The organism is Paenibacillus sp. A14 (assembly GCF_036864815.1).
Taxonomy (GTDB): Bacteria; Bacillota; Bacilli; order Paenibacillales; family Paenibacillaceae; genus Fontibacillus; species Fontibacillus sanfengchensis.
The window spans coordinates 253,277-273,086 of record NZ_JBAGJD010000002.1 but is presented as its reverse complement, the minus strand read 5'-3'; the positions used below and the strand labels follow the sequence as shown (position 1 = coordinate 273,086).

The 19,810-nt window shown below is 55.0% G+C and carries 17 protein-coding genes; 15 read left to right on the top strand and 2 right to left on the bottom strand.

The window, feature by feature from the left end; translation table 11 throughout:
• Positions 1-280: 280 nt before the first annotated feature.
• The 4 genes from V4U88_RS05670 to V4U88_RS05655 are packed head-to-tail and all read left to right on the top strand — an operon-like array spanning position 281 to position 3,977.
• A complete protein-coding gene (locus V4U88_RS05670) occupies positions 281-1,231 on the top strand; it encodes an ABC transporter permease (protein WP_334072291.1) in 951 nt (316 codons plus the stop codon).
• Positions 1,221-2,171: an iron chelate uptake ABC transporter family permease subunit gene (locus V4U88_RS05665; RefSeq protein ID WP_334072290.1), complete on the top strand. Its 951-nt coding sequence runs from the start codon at positions 1,221-1,223 to the stop codon at positions 2,169-2,171. Before V4U88_RS05670 ends, V4U88_RS05665 begins: the two co-directional genes overlap by 11 nt.
• On the top strand, positions 2,165-2,923 hold the full coding sequence (locus tag V4U88_RS05660; protein ID WP_334072289.1) for an iron ABC transporter ATP-binding protein: 759 nt from the start codon (positions 2,165-2,167) through the stop codon (positions 2,921-2,923). The genes V4U88_RS05665 and V4U88_RS05660 overlap by 7 nt, the downstream gene beginning before the upstream one ends.
• 58 nt (positions 2,924-2,981) lie before the next feature.
• The gene (locus tag V4U88_RS05655) at positions 2,982-3,977 is read left to right on the top strand and encodes a siderophore ABC transporter substrate-binding protein (RefSeq protein WP_334072729.1); all 996 of its coding nucleotides are present in this window, start codon (positions 2,982-2,984) and stop codon (positions 3,975-3,977) included.
• A gap of 106 nt (positions 3,978-4,083) precedes the next feature.
• Here V4U88_RS05655 and V4U88_RS05650 read toward each other — a convergent pair whose 3' ends face one another.
• Positions 4,084-5,181: a serine hydrolase gene (locus V4U88_RS05650; protein ID WP_334072288.1), complete on the bottom strand. Its 1,098-nt coding sequence runs from the start codon at positions 5,179-5,181 to the stop codon at positions 4,084-4,086.
• Positions 5,182-5,366: 185 nt separating this feature from the next.
• Between V4U88_RS05650 and V4U88_RS05645 the strand changes: the two genes are divergently transcribed.
• The 8 genes from V4U88_RS05645 to cydC all read left to right on the top strand — a co-directional run bounded on the left by V4U88_RS05645 (position 5,367) and on the right by cydC (position 16,197).
• A complete protein-coding gene (locus V4U88_RS05645; RefSeq protein WP_334072287.1) occupies positions 5,367-6,833 on the top strand; it encodes a catalase in 1,467 nt (488 codons plus the stop codon).
• A 178-nt stretch (positions 6,834-7,011) separates the two neighbouring features.
• Positions 7,012-7,800: an ABC transporter ATP-binding protein gene (locus V4U88_RS05640; RefSeq protein WP_334072286.1), complete on the top strand. Its 789-nt coding sequence runs from the start codon at positions 7,012-7,014 to the stop codon at positions 7,798-7,800.
• 12 nt (positions 7,801-7,812) lie between these two features.
• Entirely contained in the window at positions 7,813-9,471 is a 1,659-nt protein-coding gene (locus V4U88_RS05635) for a hypothetical protein (protein WP_334072285.1), read from the top strand.
• Between the two features lie 167 nt (positions 9,472-9,638).
• Positions 9,639-10,082 (top strand): nitrous oxide-stimulated promoter family protein, encoded by a 444-nt coding sequence (locus tag V4U88_RS05630; protein ID WP_334072284.1) that lies wholly within the window; start codon positions 9,639-9,641, stop codon positions 10,080-10,082.
• Between the two features lie 224 nt (positions 10,083-10,306).
• Positions 10,307-11,710 (top strand): cytochrome ubiquinol oxidase subunit I, encoded by a 1,404-nt coding sequence (locus tag V4U88_RS05625; protein WP_334072728.1) that lies wholly within the window; start codon positions 10,307-10,309, stop codon positions 11,708-11,710.
• Positions 11,697-12,713: a cytochrome d ubiquinol oxidase subunit II gene (gene cydB, locus V4U88_RS05620; RefSeq protein WP_334072283.1), complete on the top strand. Its 1,017-nt coding sequence runs from the start codon at positions 11,697-11,699 to the stop codon at positions 12,711-12,713. Before V4U88_RS05625 ends, cydB begins: the two co-directional genes overlap by 14 nt.
• Positions 12,713-14,452 (top strand): thiol reductant ABC exporter subunit CydD, encoded by a 1,740-nt coding sequence (gene cydD, locus V4U88_RS05615; protein ID WP_334072282.1) that lies wholly within the window; start codon positions 12,713-12,715, stop codon positions 14,450-14,452. Before cydB ends, cydD begins: the two co-directional genes overlap by 1 nt.
• Entirely contained in the window at positions 14,449-16,197 is a 1,749-nt protein-coding gene (cydC, locus tag V4U88_RS05610; RefSeq protein ID WP_334072281.1) for a thiol reductant ABC exporter subunit CydC, read from the top strand. The genes cydD and cydC overlap by 4 nt, the downstream gene beginning before the upstream one ends.
• A 382-nt stretch (positions 16,198-16,579) precedes the next feature.
• Here cydC and V4U88_RS05605 read toward each other — a convergent pair whose 3' ends face one another.
• Positions 16,580-16,768 carry a hypothetical protein gene (locus V4U88_RS05605; protein ID WP_334072280.1) on the bottom strand — a complete coding sequence of 63 codons (189 nt, stop codon included), beginning with the start codon at positions 16,766-16,768 and terminating at the stop codon, positions 16,580-16,582.
• Positions 16,769-16,890: 122 nt separating this feature from the next.
• Here V4U88_RS05605 and V4U88_RS05600 point away from each other — a divergent pair, with 122 nt between their 5' ends.
• The 3 genes from V4U88_RS05600 (at position 16,891) to V4U88_RS05590 (ending at position 19,712) form a co-directional block, all read left to right on the top strand.
• Positions 16,891-17,793 (top strand): LysR family transcriptional regulator, encoded by a 903-nt coding sequence (locus tag V4U88_RS05600; protein WP_334072279.1) that lies wholly within the window; start codon positions 16,891-16,893, stop codon positions 17,791-17,793.
• A gap of 233 nt (positions 17,794-18,026) precedes the next feature.
• A complete protein-coding gene (locus tag V4U88_RS05595) occupies positions 18,027-18,473 on the top strand; it encodes a DUF1641 domain-containing protein (RefSeq protein WP_334072278.1) in 447 nt (148 codons plus the stop codon).
• Positions 18,474-18,533: 60 nt separating this feature from the next.
• The gene (locus V4U88_RS05590) at positions 18,534-19,712 is read left to right on the top strand and encodes an NAD(P)/FAD-dependent oxidoreductase (protein WP_334072277.1); all 1,179 of its coding nucleotides are present in this window, start codon (positions 18,534-18,536) and stop codon (positions 19,710-19,712) included.
• Positions 19,713-19,810 lie beyond the last annotated feature (98 nt).

Here is a 19,810-nt window from a genome sequence, read left to right as displayed (position 1 = left end):
GATATCGAGGCACACGAAGGGCCTTCCTGATTTCTCCAATTCATTGTTCATTGTAATCAAAAACATATGTTCGCACAATAGATTATATAACCCGGTTTCCGGAACCGGGATAAAATTTTCGGGCGAAAACAATTGACAGTCCGAAAAACAGGACGGTATAATTCAATCTAGCTAATTGATAATGAATATCATTATTAATTAAAAGATCGTCTGTTCTGCCGGCAGCTCATCACTTCACCTTCCTCCAGGCCAGAGGAAGCCTAGTAAGGACGAATTCACGATGAAAAGAATATTGGCATCCTTGTTAATCCTACTGTCCGTTGCCTCCCTGTTGATCGGGGCGCAGCGCATATCTCTATCCGAACTGTTTCCATTCGGCGGAGAGGCTTGGGAATTGCTCATGATCAGCCGGATTCCGCGGCTGGTGAGCATTGTGATCGCCGGCGCGAGCATGAGCATCGTCGGTTTGATTATGCAGCAGCTGACCCGGAACAAATTTGTGTCGCCTACGACAGCGGGCACGCTGGATTCCGCCAGCTTCGGCATCATGGTGTCGCTTCTGGTGTTTACCTCCGCGGGACCGCTCGCCAAGATCGCGGTAGCCTTTGTCTTTTCCTTGGCCGGAACTTACATCTTCATGAAGATCCTGGACCGGGTGAGGTACAAGGACACGATTTTTATCCCGCTTGTCGGTTTAATGTTCGGCGGCATTGTCGAGTCCGCCACTACTTTTTTCGCTTATAAATACAACTTGATTCAAAGCATGTCCGCCTGGTTAAACGGGGATTTCTCCATGATCATGCAGGGGCGCTACGAAATGCTTTATATCAGCGTGCCGCTTGTCGCCGTCGCTTATGTCTATGCCAACAAGTTCACGGTCGCGGGGATGGGCGAGGAGTTTTCCGTCAACCTGGGCTTGAATTACAGGCAGGTCGTCAATGTGGGGCTGGTTTTGGCGGCGCTCGTCACTTCGGTCATCGTCCTGACGGTAGGCTCGATCCCTTTTCTCGGACTGATCATCCCGAATCTGGTCACGATGTACCGGGGAGACAATTTGAAAGAAAACCTGCCGCATACGGCTTTGCTGGGCGCGGTCTTCGTGCTCGCCTGCGATATTTTGGGCCGTGTGATCATTTATCCGTATGAAGTGCCGATCGGATTGACGGTCGGTGTGATTGGGAGCGGCATCTTCCTGTATTTGCTGATGAGGAGAAGGACCTATGAGCAATAGAACCAAACTTTGGCTCCTTGCCGGCATCGCCGTTCTGCTGACGGTCGTGTTTATGACGATCGATGCGGGAGGGCACTGGGATTACATTCTCCCGAGGAGGGGAAAGAAGCTGATTGCCATCCTTCTCACCGGAACGGCGATCGCCTTTTCCACGGTGGTGTTTCAGACGATTACGAACAATCGTATTCTGACGCCCAGCATCATCGGTTTGGATTGGCTGTACATGCTGCTGCAAACCTTGATCGTCTTTCTGCTCGGCGGAACGACCCTGACTCTGATGAACCAGAACCTCCGGTTTGTGGGGACCGTCGCGCTGATGGTGGTGTTCTCCCTGCTGCTGTACAGGATGCTTTTTAAGAAAGAGGGCCGCAACATTTATCATCTGCTTTTGATCGGCCTGATCTTCGGCACTTTTTTCAACAGCGTTACGTCGTTTATGCAAAAACTGCTGGATCCCAACGAGTTCATGGTCGTTCAGGACAAAATGTTCGCGAGCTTCAATAATGTGAACTCCGATCTCCTGCTGCTGTCGGCGGTGGGGGTAATCCTTACGGGGATATACTTTGCGGGCTTTACCAAGTATCTCGATGTGCTTGCTCTAGGTAGGGATCATGCGGTGAACCTGGGCATCAGTTACGAATATGTCGTCAAACGCATGCTGATTGTGGTTACGGTGCTCATTTCCATCTCCACCGCATTGGTCGGACCGATTACGTTTCTCGGACTTCTGGTGGCGAATGTCGCTTATCAGTTTCTGAACACCTTCCGCCATAAAACGTTGATCCTCGGCGCGTCCCTGATCAGCTATATCGCCCTTGCGGGCGGTCAGCTGCTGGTTGAACGAGTGTTTACCTTCTCCACTTCGCTCAGCGTAATCATCAACTTTATCGGCGGGGTGTACTTCATCTATCTGCTGCTAAAGGAGAATAAATCGTGGTAAAGGTCAGAGGAGTTTCCAAACAATATGGCGGCAAAAAAGTGATCGACAACGTTTCGCTCGACATCGCCAAAGGCAAAATCACCTCTTTTATCGGGCCGAACGGGGCCGGCAAAAGCACGCTGATGTCGATGATCAGCCGGCTGATCGCCAAGGATGCGGGCGACATTCTGATCGAGGACCGGGAAATCGGGAATTGGAAGAGCAACGACCTGGCGAAGAAAATTTCGATTCTCAAGCAGTCCAACCATATCAACATCCGGCTTACGGTCAAGGACCTGGTCAACTTCGGACGTTTTCCCTATTCCCAGGGCAGGCTGACGAAGGTGGATGAGGCCCATGTCCAGGAGGCGATCCGCTATATGGATCTCGAGCCGATGCAGCATAAATTTCTCGACGAGCTCAGCGGCGGGCAAAAGCAAAGAGCTTTCATCGCCATGGTCATCGCCCAGGACACGGAATATGTGCTGCTGGATGAGCCTCTCAACAATCTCGACATGAAGCATTCGGTGCAGATCATGAAGGTGCTGCGCAGATTGGTCGATGAGCTTGGCAAAACGGTCGTGCTGGTCATTCACGACATCAATTTCGCCTCCTGCTATTCGGACTACATCGTGGCGTTGAAAGACGGCGTCGTCGTCAAAGAGGGCACCACGGAGGAAATTATGGACACCGCGGTGTTGCGCGAGGTTTACGATATGGAGATTCCGGTGCAGGACATCGGGGGCAATAAGATTTGCGTGTATTTTGCTTAAAATAACTATGGAAAATATGGGGGTATTACAGGTGAAAAAAGGGAAAAAAATAGCTTTGATGCTCAGTACGGTTCTGATGATCGCTGTTTTGGCGGCGTGCGGGGCCGGCAAGAACAGCGGCAATGCGGGCGCAAGTTCTACGGGGGCTAAAGCCGGTACGGCCAATACGGCCGGGTCGACGGAAGCGGCTGCGACGGGCGAGGCCGGTGAACTGACGATCAAACATCAGTTGGGTGAAGCTAAAGTGAAGAAGAATCCCGGCAAGGTTGTAGTTTTTGACTACGGCGTGCTGGAAACGCTCGACAAGTTGGGCGTGGAAGTTGCCGCCGTGCCGCAGGCCAGCTTACCGACGCATCTGAAGAAATACGAAGACAGCAAATACACGAACGCGGGAACGTTGTTCGAGCCGGATTTCGAGAAGCTGAACGCACTGGAACCGGACGTGATCTTTATTTCCGGCCGCTCCTCCGAGGCTTATGAAGAGCTGAACAAGATCGCGCCAACGATCTATATGGGCGTGGACACCGCCAATTATATGGCTTCTTTTACGGAGAACGTCAAAACGCTGGGCGAGATTTTCGGCAAGGAGGCTGAGGCGGAGAAGGAGCTTACGGCGCTGAATGACTCGATCAAGGCGCTGCATGATTCGGTATCGGGCAGCGGCAAGAAGGGCCTGGTCATTCTGACGACGGGCGGCAAAGTCAGCGCCTATGGCCCGGGCTCGCGCTTCGGCATCATCCATGACGTCTTCGGCGTTCCGGCGGTCGACGAGAATATCAAGGCGGACACGCACGGGGATTCGATCTCTTTTGAATATGTCGCTGAAAAGAACCCGGACTACTTGTTTGTCGTGGACCGCGATGCGGTCGTTACGGAGGAAGGCAAGCAGGCCGAACCCGCGGCCAAGCTGGTGGAGAACGACCTGGTGAAGAAGACGAACGCGTACAAAGACGGCCACATTGTTTATCTGGACGCGAACTATTGGTATCTGTCCGGCGGCGGCCTGTTGTCCGTTCCGGAAATGCTGAAGGAAGTGCAAGAGGGAATCAAGTAACTTAATTTGGGCTATAAGTGTAACCCGGACCTGTTGGCGGTCCGGGTTTTCTCTTGTTTGGCGGCGTTTGTGGTCGTAGCGGGCAGCCCGGTGGAAATAAGAGCTGTTATTTTAACGTCCGGTTCACCTCATCTTTGAAGCTTCGATTGGTCAGGTATTCCCGCAGGAACAGATCCAGCTTGTGGTTCAGCCAGAGCAGTTCCATCCCATCGGGATCATGGATAAATACGGCAAGCTGAGCTTGATTCCCCAATGCATCCTCGCAGTACAGCGCCTGGTTAAGGATCGTCAGGGTCGAACCGCCTTTTCCGCCCAACGTTTTAAACGGAGAGTCGGGGGATTGGGGGCGGTCGAGCAGGTCGAGCAGGATCCCGGTCGCCTGGGGAGACAGCAGTTCACCACGCCGGATTCGGCAGAGCAGATTCGCATATTCCCGGGCTGTGGATCCGGGGAGCTTGGCGGACCAAATCCGCTGGGCGGCCAGGGGCGACCTGGTCCGGCTAAGTCTCGGTATCCAGGCGGAATCCTGCGAGATTCGCGTAAAAATGTCTTTCGCCAGCTCCGACATTTCCTCATAAGGCAACCTCTTCATCGCCTCCAGGACCTGGCGGTGCGACAGTTCCCGGGTCTCCATCAGATAGCTGTAGACCAGCATGGAAGAAGAAATCGGGTAGATCGGATCATGTTCTTTAAGACCCAGCAGCCCGATGCGCCGATTGACCCGATCAAGCCCCAGCTTTTCCAGCAAAAACTCGGTATTGGCGTTGGAACTGAAACGTATCATGCCTCGGGCCACTTCGAGCAGGGGGACTGTAGGTTCGTCGGGTGATAAGCTCCCCAGGCTCTTCAACCATCCGGGGTGGGCGTTTCCATCCGTACCGGGAATATAAAACCGCTCCAGATTTCTTAAGGGAACCCTTTCCTCCGCTATAATCTTCCCTTCCGCCGCTTGCTCGGCAAATTCGGCCGCAATGACAAGTTTGACTACACTGGCCAGCGGACGCTTGTGATCCGACCCGTAGGACACGGTATGTTCCCCGTTTTCGATCACGTGGATGGAGACGCGCTCGGGATGGTTCGCAATAAACTTCAGAACGTCCTGTTCCGTTTTTTGGTCGTCTTTCTTCTTAATGTACCTGCCCAACCCCATGAAAAGAAGCAGGGCAAGAACAATGAAGACAACGATGAGAACAAAAACAACCAATATAAAGCCTCCTTAATTTTGTTAAATTTATTAATATACGGTGCCGGATTAAGGAAAGATTCAAATTTTAATTTCTTTTATTCCTCATCTAACCTTCATGCAACTGGAACGTAGAGCATGTTAAAATCTATTTTAGAACTTAGATCAAGTCTAAATTCAATAATAAGCATGAAAGGATGATATAGATGAACAACAGATTGACGACAAATCAGGGGGCGCCGGTCGGCGATAACCAAAATTCGCGAACGGCGGGACAGCGCGGGCCGGCCCTGCTGGAGGATTACAATCTGCTGGAGAAGCTGGCGCATTTCGACCGGGAGCGGATTCCCGAGCGGGTCGTGCACGCGCGCGGAGCGGGAGCCCATGGTGTATTTGTGACGGACCACAGCATGTCGCGGTTCACGAAGGCGCATTTTTTGCAGGAAGCCGGGCGGGAGACACCGGTATTCGTCCGGTTTTCCACGGTGATCCACGGCCAAGGTTCGCCGGAAACGGCGCGGGATCCGCGGGGATTTGCGGCGAAATTTTACACGGAGGAAGGGAACTACGATCTGGTCGGGAATCATCTCCCCGTATTCTTTATCCGTGATGCCATCAAGTTTCCGGATATGGTTCATTCCCTGAAGCCTGCGCCGGATACCAATATCCAGGATCCGGCCCGGTACTGGGATTTCATGACGCTGTCGCCGGAATCGACCCATATGATGACCTGGGTTTTCTCCGATAATGGAACGCCGGCGAACTATCGGCAAATGGACGGGTTTGGCGTTCACGCCTTCAAATGGATCAATGCAGAGGGGAATATCACTTACGTTAAATATACCTGGAAATCAAAGCAGGGCGTGGTGAATCTGTCCGCGGACGAAGTGCGCGAGGTCCAAGGCGGCGATTTCAACCATGCGACCCGCGATCTGTACGATCAGATCGATCAAGGGAATTATCCGCAGTGGGAGCTGAACGTCCAATTGATGCCGGTGGAAGATCTGGATCAATGGGGGTTCGATCCGCTCGACCCGACCAAGGTGTGGCCGGAATCCCATTACCCGCTTATTCCGGTGGGGACGATGACGCTGAACCGCAATCCGGGCAACTTCTTCGCTGAAGTAGAGCAGTCGGCCTTCTCGCCGAGCGCCTTGGTGCCGGGCATTGAGCCGTCGGAAGATAAACTGCTGCAAGGACGGCTGTTCTCGTATCCGGATACGCAGCGATACCGCTTGGGGGCCAATTACCTGCAAATTCCGGTGAACTGCCCCTACGCCCCGGTACGCAATCATCAGCGGGACGGCTTGATGAATGTGATGCAGGATCCGTCGCCGGTCAATTACGAGCCGAACAGCTCGGAAGAGAGTCCGAAGGAAGATCCGCGCTACCGCGACAGCGTTAGTCCGGTTAGCGGACAGATCGGCCGGGAGCGGATCGCCAAGACGGATGACTTTACGCAGGCGGGAGAACTGTATCGCAGCTTTACGCCGGAAGAGCAGGCCCATTTGATCCACAACCTCGTCAACGACCTGCGTCAAACGCCGGAACAAACGCAATTGCGGGCGATCTGCAACTTTTTCCGGGCTGATATTCAGTACGGGATGCGCGTAGCTCAAGGTCTGGGCGTTGACATCAGCGGGTTTATGCCGGGTGCGGGAGCGCAGGAGTAATCGACAGAAACACCATAACTATAAAAGACGGAGCCGATGCGGGTTCCGTTTTTTTATGCGCTATGTAATTGATTTCCTTATATCGATTCGGGATAATTGGTTTTAATTGGAGTTCCCCTGAGGAGTAGTGGAAGGAGAAAAAATAAGGCGTAAAAATCACGTAGAAAGGGTTGAGAGAATGGTTGTCGCTAGCGAACCTATCATCACTATGCGGGATTTAAGAATGCGATTTGGCGAGAAATATGTGCTGAACGGGATTGATCTGGATGTGCATCCCGGACAAATTATCGGATACATCGGGCCGAATGGGGCGGGCAAAAGCACCACGGTCAAAATTATGCTGGGGCTGGTCGAAGGGTACGCCGGGGAGGTGCGGATTTTGGGGGCCAGTCCCAGGGACGGCGGTGTGGAGTACAAAAAGCGGATCGGTTACGTGCCGGAGACGGCGGAAATTTATGATACGTTGACGGCCAGGGAATATTTGACGTTTATCGGCGAGCTTTACGGCCTTCCGGGGGAGTTGGCGGAGCGGAAAGCCCGCCGGCTGATGGAACAGTTCGGTTTAAAAGACGTGTTCAATGTTCGCATTGCCACGTTTTCCAAGGGGATGAAGCAGAAGGTGCTTCTAGTCTCCAGTCTTTTGCATAATCCGGATATATTGTTTTTGGACGAGCCTCTCAGCGGGCTGGATGCGAACAGCGTGATGGTGGTGAAGGAAATCCTTGCGCGTTTGGCGGCCCAGGGGAAGACGGTTTTCTATTCCTCGCACATTATGGACGTTGTGGAAAAAATCAGCCACCGGATCATCCTGCTGGACGGCGGGCGCATCGTGGCCGACGGCAGCTTTGAGGAGTTGAAGGGACAAGGCCGGGAAGGGTCGCTGGAGCAGGTCTTTAACCAGTTGACCGGGTTTAATCAGCATCGGGAGATCGCGGATCAATTTGTGGCGATCGTGCAAGAGGTGTAGCCGATGGGTGAGATGAGACTACTAAAATTTCTCGATGGATTCCGCGGTCTGTTCGAGAGGTTTGGCGTGGATTATCCGATGATGCGCCGCATCCTACAGATCAAGCTGACGATGGACGGCCGCAGGGTGCCGACGATTATCGGGAAAACCCGCAAGAAGGCGAATAGGGACGGGCGTAGACTCTATGACGGCCAGGAACCGGAGAAAAATCAGTTCTTCAGCTCACTTTGGCTCTACCTTATTTTTGGGGCGCTAAGCTCGATGTTTGTGGCGTTGGGAGATAACTTTATTTTTCAGATGAGTCTGGTGTTCGGCATTCTCATGTTTATGGTCATGACTTCGCTGATTTCGGATTTTTCCTCCGTGCTCCTGGACATACGGGATCGGCAGATTCTGTTCAGCAAGCCGGTGGCCCGCAGGACGATCGGGATGGCGAAGACGCTGCATATCTTCATCTACATGTTTTGTCTGACCGGGGCTCTTGGCGTTGTTCCTCTCGGAGTGGGACTGTATCGACACGGGATCGGTTTCGCGCTGTTGTTTGTGGCGGAGCTGATATTAATGGATTTGCTGATCGTGGTGTTTACGGCGCTGATTTACCTGGCCGTGTTGAAATTTTTTGACGGGGAGCGGCTGAAGGATCTAATCAACTATGTGCAGATTGGCCTGACCATCGGTCTGGCTCTCGGTAACCAGCTATTGATCCGGGTGTTTGATTTTGTCGATTTGCAGTCCGCCTTCCAGCCTAAGTGGTGGCAGTTTTGGGTTGCCCCGATCTGGTTTGGAGCGCCTTATGAAGTGCTGCTTCACGGTGACGGTAACCGTATGCTTCTGGTTCTTTCGCTGTTGGCCCTGTTCGTGCCCGTGGCGGCGATTTTGATTTACGTTCGGGTGATGCCTTCCCTGGAGAAATATTTGCAAAAGCTGGCCGATCCCGGGAACCGGAAAAAAGAGGGCGCCGGAAAAAGGGTGAAGGCCATCTCCCGTCTGCTCTGCGCAAGTGCGAAGGAGCAGGTATTTTTCCGCTTTGCCTGGACGATGATGGGGAACGAGCGGGAGTTTAAGCTGAAAGTGTATCCTTCTCTCGGTTTTTCGCTCGTTTTTCCATTGATTTTCCTGTTCGCTATGGGCGAAGGCCAGGGCTTTGCCGGATTGCCGGGAACCTCGAAATACTTGTTCATTTACTTTTGCGCTTTGCTGGTCCCTTCGGTTCTGATCATGCTCCGCTACTCGGGAAGTTACAAGGCGGCCTGGATTTACCGGGCTCTTCCACTGGGAGAGGACGTGGTGCCGATCTACCGCGGCACGCTGCTCGCGGCCTTGGTACGGCTGGTTTTGCCTGTCTATGCACTGGAAGCCGCCCTGTTCGCGGTGTTGTTCGGATGGAGAATCATCCCCGATCTTATCGTGGCCGGGCTGGCGATTCTCGTGTACTCGGTGCTATGCTTCGCCTATCTGAGCAAGGCGCTGCCGTTCTCGGAAAGGTTCGAAACAGCGCAGCAGAGCGACGGCCTTCGTACGATTCCGCTCATGCTGCTGCTCGGCGGCCTGGCGCTCGTCCATTATGCGGCAACGCTGCTGAGCTATGGCATCTACCTCTACGCCGCCCTTCTATTGGCGGCCAATTGGCTGCTGTGGCAGCGGGGCTTCGCGATCAAGGAGCGCGGTTAGACGCCGGCATTCCGGAGCGCCGGGCTGGCGGGATTCCCGAGAGCGCCTGAGGGACCGCCGGGACATGCCTTGGCGAAGCCGGGCAAGTCTGGCCCAAAATGACCGTTATTTTGCGGGCCAAACTTATCATGACTGAAACTACCTACGATCGGAGGATGAGAACGATCATGAACCACATGAAAAATACGCAGCAAGCGTTGAGCCGGGAGCGGGAAGGACCGCGAATCCTCCGCGAAAAAAAGACGGTTCAGCACATGATCGCCATTTACTGCAGAAGCCGACACCGCTCGCGGGTACAAGAAGCGTATGAAGTGCAGGCGGCGGAAGGCGTGAGCGCGTCTGCGTCCCCGACATCGGCAAGTGATCCAGCGGTCCCTTCAACCCGGTTATGCCGGGAATGCGAGGACTTGCTGACTTACGCTCTCAAACGTTTGACGCACTGCCGCTTCGGCGAAAACAAAACGACTTGTGCCGCCTGTCCGGTTCACTGCTATGCGCCGGAGCCCCGGGAGGACATCAAGAAGGTGATGCGCTTTGCCGGCCCCCGGATGCTGTGGACCCACCCCGTGCTGACCGTCCGGCATTTACTGGATGGAAGGTCCCGCGTTTAGCGGGTCTTTTTTTTACCCTCTTTTACCCGGACACATATTTTTCACACATCGACATCAATGTAAAAAATACCGTCCCATCAAGGTTTTTTGCAATTTGTTCACCATTGTGACATCTGTCATGTGATTCTTGTCACAAAATTATTACTTTTATCCCGTGTATCCTCACAATTCCGTGATAGAATTCACATTAGTTAAGAATTATTAGAAAGTAGGGAAGAAAAATGTTGGATCCGTTAATGCTTGCACGACTTCAATTTGCGGCGACCACTATTTTTCACTTTTTCTTCGTGCCTCTGTCTATCGGGCTCGTTCTGCTCGTGGCGATTATGGAGACGATGTACGTCGTCAAAGGCAAAGAGGAATACAAGAAGATGGCAAAGTTTTGGGGGAAGCTGTTCCTGATTAACTTTGCCGTCGGCGTGGTCACGGGGATTATTCAGGAATTCCAGTTCGGTATGAACTGGTCGGACTATTCGCGGTTCGTAGGCGATGTGTTCGGAGCTCCTCTGGCGGTGGAAGCCCTGTTCGCGTTCTTCATGGAGTCTACCTTTATCGGTCTTTGGATTTTCGGCTGGGACCGCCTGTCGAAGAAGGTTCATTTGCTTAGTATCTGGCTGGTAGCCCTCGGGACGACGGTATCCGCGTTCTGGATTTTGGCCGCCAACTCTTTTATGCAAAGACCGGTCGGTTTTGAAATCAACAATGGCCGGGCCGAGATGAACGACTTCTTCGCCTTGATCACTAACGGCCAACTGTGGGTCGAGTTCCCTCATACGGTATTGGGGGCCTTCGCCACCGGCGCATTCATGATCACGGGGATCAGCGCTTATAAACTGCTGCGCAAGCAGGATGTTCAATTTTTCAAAAAATCGTTTACCATCGCCGTGATCGTCGGCTTGATCGCTTCCTTTGGCACGGCTATGTTCGGCCATCAGCAGGCGCAATACCTGGTGAAGACCCAGCCGATGAAGATGGCGGCGTCCGAAGGACTTTGGGGCAAGAGCGGGGATCCCGCGCCTTGGACCGTATACGCCCACATTGATCCGGGGAGCGGGAGCAATACGTTTGAAGTTAAAATTCCTTACCTGCTCAGCTTCCTGTCCTACAGTAAGTTCTCCGGTGAAGTGAAAGGGATGCACGAGCTGCAGGCGGAATACGAGCAGACCTATGGTCCCGGCGATTATATTCCTCCGGTAAGAACGACGTTCTGGAGCTTCCGGATTATGATCGCGGCCGGTTGCTTGATGATTCTTCTCGGTATGTACGGGGCATTTCTGGCTTGGCGGAAAAAGCTGGAACAGCCGAACAAATGGTTTTACCGCTTTATGCTGTGGGGTATCTCGCTTCCGTTTATCGCGAATACTTCGGGCTGGATCATGACGGAAATCGGGCGTCAGCCTTGGACGGTGTTCGGTCTGATGCAGACGAAAGACAGTGTCTCGCCGAGCGTAAGCTCGGGGCAACTGCTGTTCTCCCTGATCGCATATTGTGCGATCTATACCGCCCTGGCGATCGTGATGGTTTACCTGTTCGTGAAGACGATCAAAAAGGGCCCGAATGCCGAAAACACGAGCGACGATCATTCGTCCGATCCTTATGCGAAGGAGGGTTACCATGCTGTCTCTTAATGAACTCTGGTTTGTGCTTGTAGCCGTCCTGTTCATCGGTTTCTTCTTCCTGGAGGGGTTCGATTTCGGCATCGGTATGAGCACGCGTTTCCTCGCCAAAAATGATATGGAACGCCGCGTGCTGATCAACTCGATCGGTCCGTTCTGGGACGCCAACGAAGTGTGGCTGCTGACCGCGGGCGGCGCCATGTTCGCGGCCTTCCCGAACTGGTATGCCACGCTATTCAGCGGATACTATACTCCGCTCGTCGTTCTGCTGCTGGCCCTGATTGCACGCGGGGTGGCCTTTGAATTCCGGGGCAAAGTGGCCAACGGAAAGTGGAAAGGCACCTGGGATGTCGCGATTTTCGCGGGCAGCCTGCTGCCGCCATTCCTGCTCGGCGTCGTATTTTCCGGCCTGCTCAAAGGACTGCCGATTGACGCGGACATGGAAATGAAAGCCGGATTGTTCGACATGGTCAATCTGTATACTTTGGTCGGCGGCATTACCGTCGTCGTTCTGTGCCTTGTTCATGGTTTGATGTTCGCTTCGCTGCGTACGACCGGAAGCCTGAGAGAGCGTGCGCGCAAGCTGGCGCAAAAACTGCTGATTCCGCTGGCCGCCTTGTTCGTCATCTTCGCCGTCATGACCTACCTCCAAACGGATGTGTTTAAAGTGCGCGGCGCTATTCTGGCCGCCATGGCCGTCGTTGGCGTCGTTTGCTTCCTGCTGGCGGGCATGTTCATGTCGAAGCAGCGGGACGGCTGGGCGTTCGGGATGACGGGGGCGCTGATCGCGCTGTCCGTCTCCGGCGTATTTGTCGGATTGTTCCCGCGCGTGATGATAAGCTCGATTAATGAGACGTTTTCGCTTACAATTGATAATGCGGCATCCGGTCCATACTCTTTGAAGGTGATGACCATCGTGGCGCTGACGCTGCTGCCGTTCGTACTGGGATATCAGATTTGGAGCTACTTTGTTTTCCATAAACGGGTTCATGAAAAGGAGCATCTGGAGTACTAATGGGTCGCGGACTGATGAAATACAGGGGGATCAAGCCGGTCATGGCGATCATGGCCGGGCTGACCCTGATTCAAAGCATCGCTATCATATTGCAGGCAACCTGGCTGGCGGAGGTCGTCTCCGCCCTGTTTGCCGGCGCCAAGCTGCAGGAACAAGCCGGCGGGGTCGGTTTGTTCCTGCTTGCGTTTTTGGTCCGGCAAGGGTGCGGCTTGCTCATGCAAAAGACGGCCTACCGTTTTGCCGAGCAAACCGGCCAATCACTGCGCAGGCAAGTGCTGGCCAAGTTGTTCGAGATGGGGCCGCGGTTTGCCGGCCGGGAAGGGACGGGGAATTTGGTCACCCTCGTTTTGGAGGGAGTGACGAAGTTCCGAAACTACCTGGAGCTGTTTTTGCCGCGGATGCTGGCTACGGGGATTACGCCGGTGCTGGTGTTGGCCTATGTGTTCACGCTCAACACGACATCGGCGGTCATTCTGATGATCACGATGCCGATCCTGATCGTGTTCATGATTCTGATCGGGCTGGCCGCCCGGAAGCAGACGGAGCGCCAGTGGCAGACTTACCGGACCCTGTCCAACCATTTCGTCGATTCGCTGCGCGGTCTGGAGACGCTGAAGTTTCTGGGGCGCAGCAAAACGCATATCGATTCCATTGAGCGCGTCAGCGATTCCTACCGCTCCGCGACGATGCGGACGCTGCGCGTCGCGTTCCTGTCCTCGTTCGCGCTCGATTTCATCACGATGCTGTCTGTGGCTTCGGTGGCCGTCAGCCTCGGCCTGCCGCTGATCGAGGGACGCATCGGGCTGCTGCCGGCGCTGACCGTGCTGATCCTGGCGCCGGAGTATTTCCTGCCGGTGCGGATGGTCGGCGCCGACTACCATGCGACGCTGGACGGTAAAGAGGCGGGCGAAGCGATGGAGGCGATTGTCGGAGCCGCCGGGGAAGAGGCGGCGAAGGCGTCGCCGGTGCCGGCCGGCGCTGATTTGGCGTGGACCCCGCAGAGTACGCTAGTGCTGCGGGGGATCGGGGTGCGCCACGAGGAAGAGGGGCATCCCTCCCTCGACGGGGTAGATTTGACGTTCAGCGGGATGGGCCGGATCGGCATCATCGGCGAAAGCGGGGCGGGCAAGTCGACGCTGATCGACGTGCTCGGCGGCTTTCTGCGGCCGACCTCGGGCAGCTTCGAGCTGAACGGCTCCAAGCTGGGCGACTTGAGCCCGGAGCGGTGGCGGGAGCAGATTACGTACATCCCGCAAAAGCCATATATTTTCAGCGGTACGCTGGCTGAAAATATCCGCTTTAACAAGCCGGCTGCCGAGCCGGGCGATGTGCTGCGGGCCGCGGAAGCCGCTGGGCTCGGCGCCCTGGTGGCCAGTCTGCCGCGCGGACTGGACGAGCCGATCGGCGGCGGCGGGCGTCCGCTCAGCGGCGGGCAGGAGCAGCGCGTGGCGCTGGCCCGGGCGCTGCTCAGCGAGCGGCCGGTGATTTTGCTCGATGAGCCGACTGCCCATCTCGATATCGAGACGGAGTACGAATTGAAAGAGACGATGCTTCCGTTGTTTGCCGACAAGCTCGTCATTTTGGCTACCCATCGCCTGCACTGGATGCGGGAGATGGACCGGATCATCGTCATGGAGCAGGGGCGGGTGGCCGAAAGCGGCACCCACCAGGAACTCATGGCGCGTCGGGGAGTCTACTACGAAATGGCCAGCTTGCAACAGGAGGGGATCAAAGCATGAAGCGGCAGGAAAACTGGATCAGCCCTTATTTTAAAATGTACAGCGGCCGGTTTGCCCTGTATCTCCTTCTGGGTGTGCTGACGCTTTTGGCGGCGTCCATGCTCATGTTTACCTCCGGATTTTTGATCTCCAAATCGGCTACGATGCCTTACAATATTCTGCTCGTATACGTGCCGATCGTCGGCGTTCGCGCCTTCGGGATCGGCCGCGCGGTGCTCCATTATGTGGAGCGGCTTGTCGGACATGACGCGGTGCTGCGGATCCTTTCCAAAATGCGGGTGCGCTTGTACCGGATCCTCGAACCGCAAGCGCTGTTCATCCGGTCCCGGTATCGGACCGGCGATATACTCGGCGCGTTGGCCGACGATATCGAACAATTGCAGAACGTTTATATCCGCACGGTTTTCCCGAGCCTGATCGCCTTGGTGCTCTATGCTGCCGCTGTGATCGCGTTGGGCGCGTTTGATGTGCGGTTTGCGCTATTGGTCGCCTTGTACATTTTTATTCTGGTCGCGGTGCTGCCTTATATTTCGCTGATGCTGACGCGGAGAATGGATGCCGAACTCAAGCGGGAGCGGAACGGGCTGTATCAAAAGCTGACCGACGCGGTGATGGGGATCGGCGACTGGGTGATCAGCGGAAGATCGGCCGATTTTCTAAGCGAATATGAACGCGATGAGGAGGCTGTGCTGCGCAAGGAGCGGAAGCTGAGAGCCTGGGCGCGCTGGCGGGCCCTCATCGGCCAAATTGTCGTCGGGCTTACGGTCGTGTCGATGATATACTGGTCCGGCGGCCAAGTGGCGGCCGGACAGTTGAACCCGACGCTGATCGCCGCTTTTGTGCTGATCGTGTTCCCACTGGCGGATGCGTTCCTGCCGGTATCCGAGGCCGTCCAGCGTCTGCCGGAATACCGGGAATCGCTGAACCGGCTGGAGCGGATTTCGGGCGGAGGCGCTGGGGAAGGGGCCGCTGCGGCGGTTCCTTCTGCCGCCGAGCTTGACGCGGTGGCCCGGCGCGCGCACGTTAGGCTGGAGGGGACCTCCTTCGCCTACGGCGAGGAAGGGCCGCGCTCCGTGGACGGCGTGATGCTGGATCTCCCGCAGGGCAAGCGGGTCGCCGTCATCGGCCGCAGCGGAGCGGGCAAGTCGACGCTGCTGAAGCTGATCCAGGGGGCCCTGGTCCCGGGGGCCGGGGCCGTCACGATCAATGGGGTGCCGTCCGCTGCGTATGGGGACGGCATCCCCCGCATCATCTCCGTGCTGAACCAGAGCCCGCATTTGTTCGACACGACGGTGGCGAACAATATCCGGCTGGGTCGTCCGGACGCGGAGATGGAGGGCGTTCGCCGAGCCGCGGAGCGGGCGCAGCTCGGCGGGCTGCTTGCCGGTCTCCCGCAGGGGCTGGATACGCCGATGCGGGAGACCGGGCAGCGCTTCTCCGGCGGGGAGCGGCAGCGCGTCGCCTTGGCGCGCGTGCTGCTGCAGGACACGCCGGTGCTGATCCTGGACGAGCCGACGGTCGGGCTCGACCCGCGGACCGAGCGTGAGCTGATGTCGACCATTTTCCGGTCGACGGCAGGCAAAACGCTCATATGGGTCACCCACCATCTCGCTTTTGCGGAAGAGATGGACGAGATTTTGTTTATGGAGGAAGGCCGCGTCCTCATGCGGGGGACCCACGCCGAACTGATGGAGCGAGAGCCGAGGTACCGGAACCTGTATGAGCTCGATCGTCCCCAATGGTGAATTTAGAAGCCCAAAGGATATCGTTTCCTTTGGGCTTTTACGATGATATGCTGCGAATTGGCGCTATGGTGCCAACCTGACGCCGCTGATCCATAATTATTATCGGGAAAAACTCCCGTTAATTATGCCTTAATCGGCTTCAGTGAATCAATTAGCTGGAATTTCTCCAGCTAATTGTTCCCCCGGAGGGGAAAAGAGCTCTATACGCCCAATTTAACTGGAGAAATTCCAGTTAAATCACGGATACAGCGGGTTGGCCGCAAATTAGCGGGAGGAAATCCCGTTAATTTCCGGCAGGCGGCACTCCGCCCGTCCGCGCATCATCTCCGCCGCCCCCGTGCATCATCTCCGCCCCCCGCGCATCATCTCCGCCCCCTGCGCATCATCTCCGCTCCCCGCGCATCATCTCCGCCCCCCGCGCAGCGGTTCCGCTCCCTGCGTTGGCAGCTCCGCCCCCCCGTGCATCATCTCCGCCCCCCGCGAAGCCCGTGCAGCAAATCCGCCCGTCCGGCGCTTCATCCGGCCTGCCGGCGCGGCTCTGCCCGCCCTGGCGATTGCCCCTTGAGCGCACGATCCCGCCGGGCTTTTTTATGTGCGAATCCCGGAAGCTTCCGTTCCGGGCGCTAAGCCTATATAATGAGGATTAAAAACCTGAAGAACCTGACGTTCTTTGTTAGGGGAGGTGCGGAAAACGTGGAACTTAGGCAAATTCAATATTTTATAGAGGTCGCGAAGCTGGAGCACGTCACTGAGGCGTCGTATGCGCTTCATGTTTCGCAGTCGGCGGTGAGCAGGCAGATTTTCAAGCTGGAGGCCGAGCTGGGGGTGGACCTGTTCATTCATGAGGGACGCAAGGTGAAGTTGACCCCCATTGGCCGGTTATTTCTGGGGCACATGGAGCACTTGATGAAGGTGATTGAAAGTGCGCAGCAGGAAATCAGCGAATATTTGGACCCTGAAAGAGGAACGGTGCGGATCGGCTTTCCGAGCAGTATGGCGGCGCAAATGATTCCGAAGGCGGTTTCAAGCTTCCGGGAGCGGTATCCGGCGGTGCATTTTCAGCTGCAGCACGGTTCTTACCGGGAATTGGTGGATTGGGTGGCCAAAGGCGATCTGAATCTGGCGATTATGGGTCCCGTACCCCAGCAGGAAGCGCAAATTAAAGGGACGGTGTTGTTCAGGGAAAAATTTGTCGCGCTGCTCCCGGAGAATCATCCGCTGGCGGAAGAAGACTCCGTCAAGTTGAGCGAACTGAAGGAGGACTTGTTCGTGTTGTTTCCCGAAGGGTTCGTCCTGCGCGACATCGTTGTGAAAGCCTGCGACAATCTTGGATTTCAGCCGAAGGTAGCCTTTGAGGGAGACGATCTGGACGCGATCAAAGGACTCGTTTCCGCAGGACTTGGACTGACCGTTCTTCCGGAAATCGCCCTCAGCGAGCATATTGCCTCCAGTATCGTGATTCTACCTATTACGGAGCCGCAGGTCACCCGGGACGTAGGTGTTATCGTGCCAGCGACGCGGGAGCTGCCGCCCACGGAAAAGCTTTTTTATGATTTTTTACAAGAGATCGCGACCGGGTTTGGGTATCAAAATTGAGCAGCACCGCATACTCCTCTTAAAATCGGACAAACTATGATAAAAATCTCAGATTATAGTCATTAAGTTAAAACTTAATGACTATTTTTGTTGAAAGTATGTTACAATCTATATCGGGTTGTTTACTGATTAAATGTTCAATTTTTCACTAACTCTAGCGAGTTTGGTGGGGGAATTGGGACCCTATTAACCCAAAATTCAAGCACTGTGGCTTAATGTAAAGGAGAATTGGTATGTCGGAAGCGAACACGGAAACAAAATCTGTACAAGAAACGACGGTCACGTCCAGCGACCAGGCTCAACGCGATATCGTTGATCAACTGCTCAAGCCTGAGGTTCAGGAATCCTTGACAGTCCTGGTTCAACAGCTGCCGAAATTAACCGAGCTGGTGAATATTCTGACGAAGTCTTACGATTTTGCCAAAACCGTTGCGACGGATGAAACTTTAAAGAGCGATACGGTGGGTGCGATTTCTGAAATTGCCGGTCCAGTTGTAGGCACGGTTAAAAATATTGCAGCCACCGTCATTGAGGCCAAAGACCGCGCTGATGCAAGTCAGGAAGTCATCGGTCTGTTTGGGCTGCTCAAAATGCTCAAGGATCCGGAAGCGCAAAAGCTGTTCCGTTTCGTGAACGCTTATCTTCAAGTCGCGGGTGAGAAGAGCAGACAACAAAAATAGACGCGCTATCTTTAAGGTTTTACCATCTTAATTTGTCAGAACGGAGGACGGAGAATTACTATGTCTAAACATATTGTCATCCTGGGCGCCGGTTACGGCGGCGTACTGAGCGCTTTGAATATTCGGAAATACATGACCAAAGAACAAGCACGGGTTACGGTTGTCAACCAATATCCGACACATCAAATTATTACCGAGCTGCATCGTCTGGCTGCGGGAAGCATCGCGGAACGCGCGGTGGCGCTGCCTCTCGAGAAACTGTTCAAGGGCAAAGACATCGATCTTCGCATCACCAAGGTCGACAGCTTCTCGGTCGACAACAAGCAAGTCAAATTGCACGACGGTACGGTTTTGACTTATGATGCATTGGTTGTAGGGCTTGGCAGCATCACGGCTTACTTCGGGATTCCGGGGCTGGAGCAGTACAGCATGGTGCTGAAATCGGCCGACGACGCCAACCGCATTCATCGCCATATCGAAGAGAAGCTGGCTGAATACGCGAAATCGAAGAATCCGGCGGACGCTACGATTCTGATCGGCGGCGGCGGTTTGACCGGGGTCGAGCTGGTGGGCGAAATCGCCGACAAGCTGCCTGAGCTGAGCAAGAAATACGGCATTAAACAAGAAGAAGTTCAGTTGATGCTGGTCGAAGCCGGTCCTAAAATTTTGCCGGTACTGCCGGACAACCTGATTGAGCGAGCAACGAATAGTTTGGAGAAGCGCGGCGTCAAATTCCTGACCGGGTTGCCCGTTACGAATGTGGAAGGCAATACGATCGATCTGCAGGATGGGCAAAAAATAGTGGCGAACACGTTCGTATGGACAGGCGGTGTGCAAGGAAATCCGCTGGTCGGCGAGTCGGGCCTTGAGGTCAACCGCGGCCGGGCCACGGTCAACGAATTCCTGCAATCCACGTCGCATAAAGACGTATTCGTCGCTGGCGACAGCGCCGTATACTTCGGTGCGGACGGCCGTCCATACCCGCCAACCGCACAAATCGCTTGGCAAATGGGCGAGCTGATCGGCTATAACCTGTACGCTTACCTGACCGGCGGACATCTGGAAACGTTCAGCCCGGTAAACTCGGGTACACTGGCAAGCCTGGGCCGCAAGGATGCGGTAGCTACGATCGGCGCAAGCAACAGCCAATTGCGCGGATTGCCGGCAACGCTGATGAAGGAAGCGAGCAACATCCGCTACCTGTCTCATATCAAAGCCCTGGACGCTTTGGCATACTAATTCAATAGCCAAACCCCAAAAGAGCCTTCCCTCGTCAGTTAGAGGGGAGGCTCTTTGTGCAGACTTGCCAATAATCCAGCGGGAGGTTTTCCCGTAAA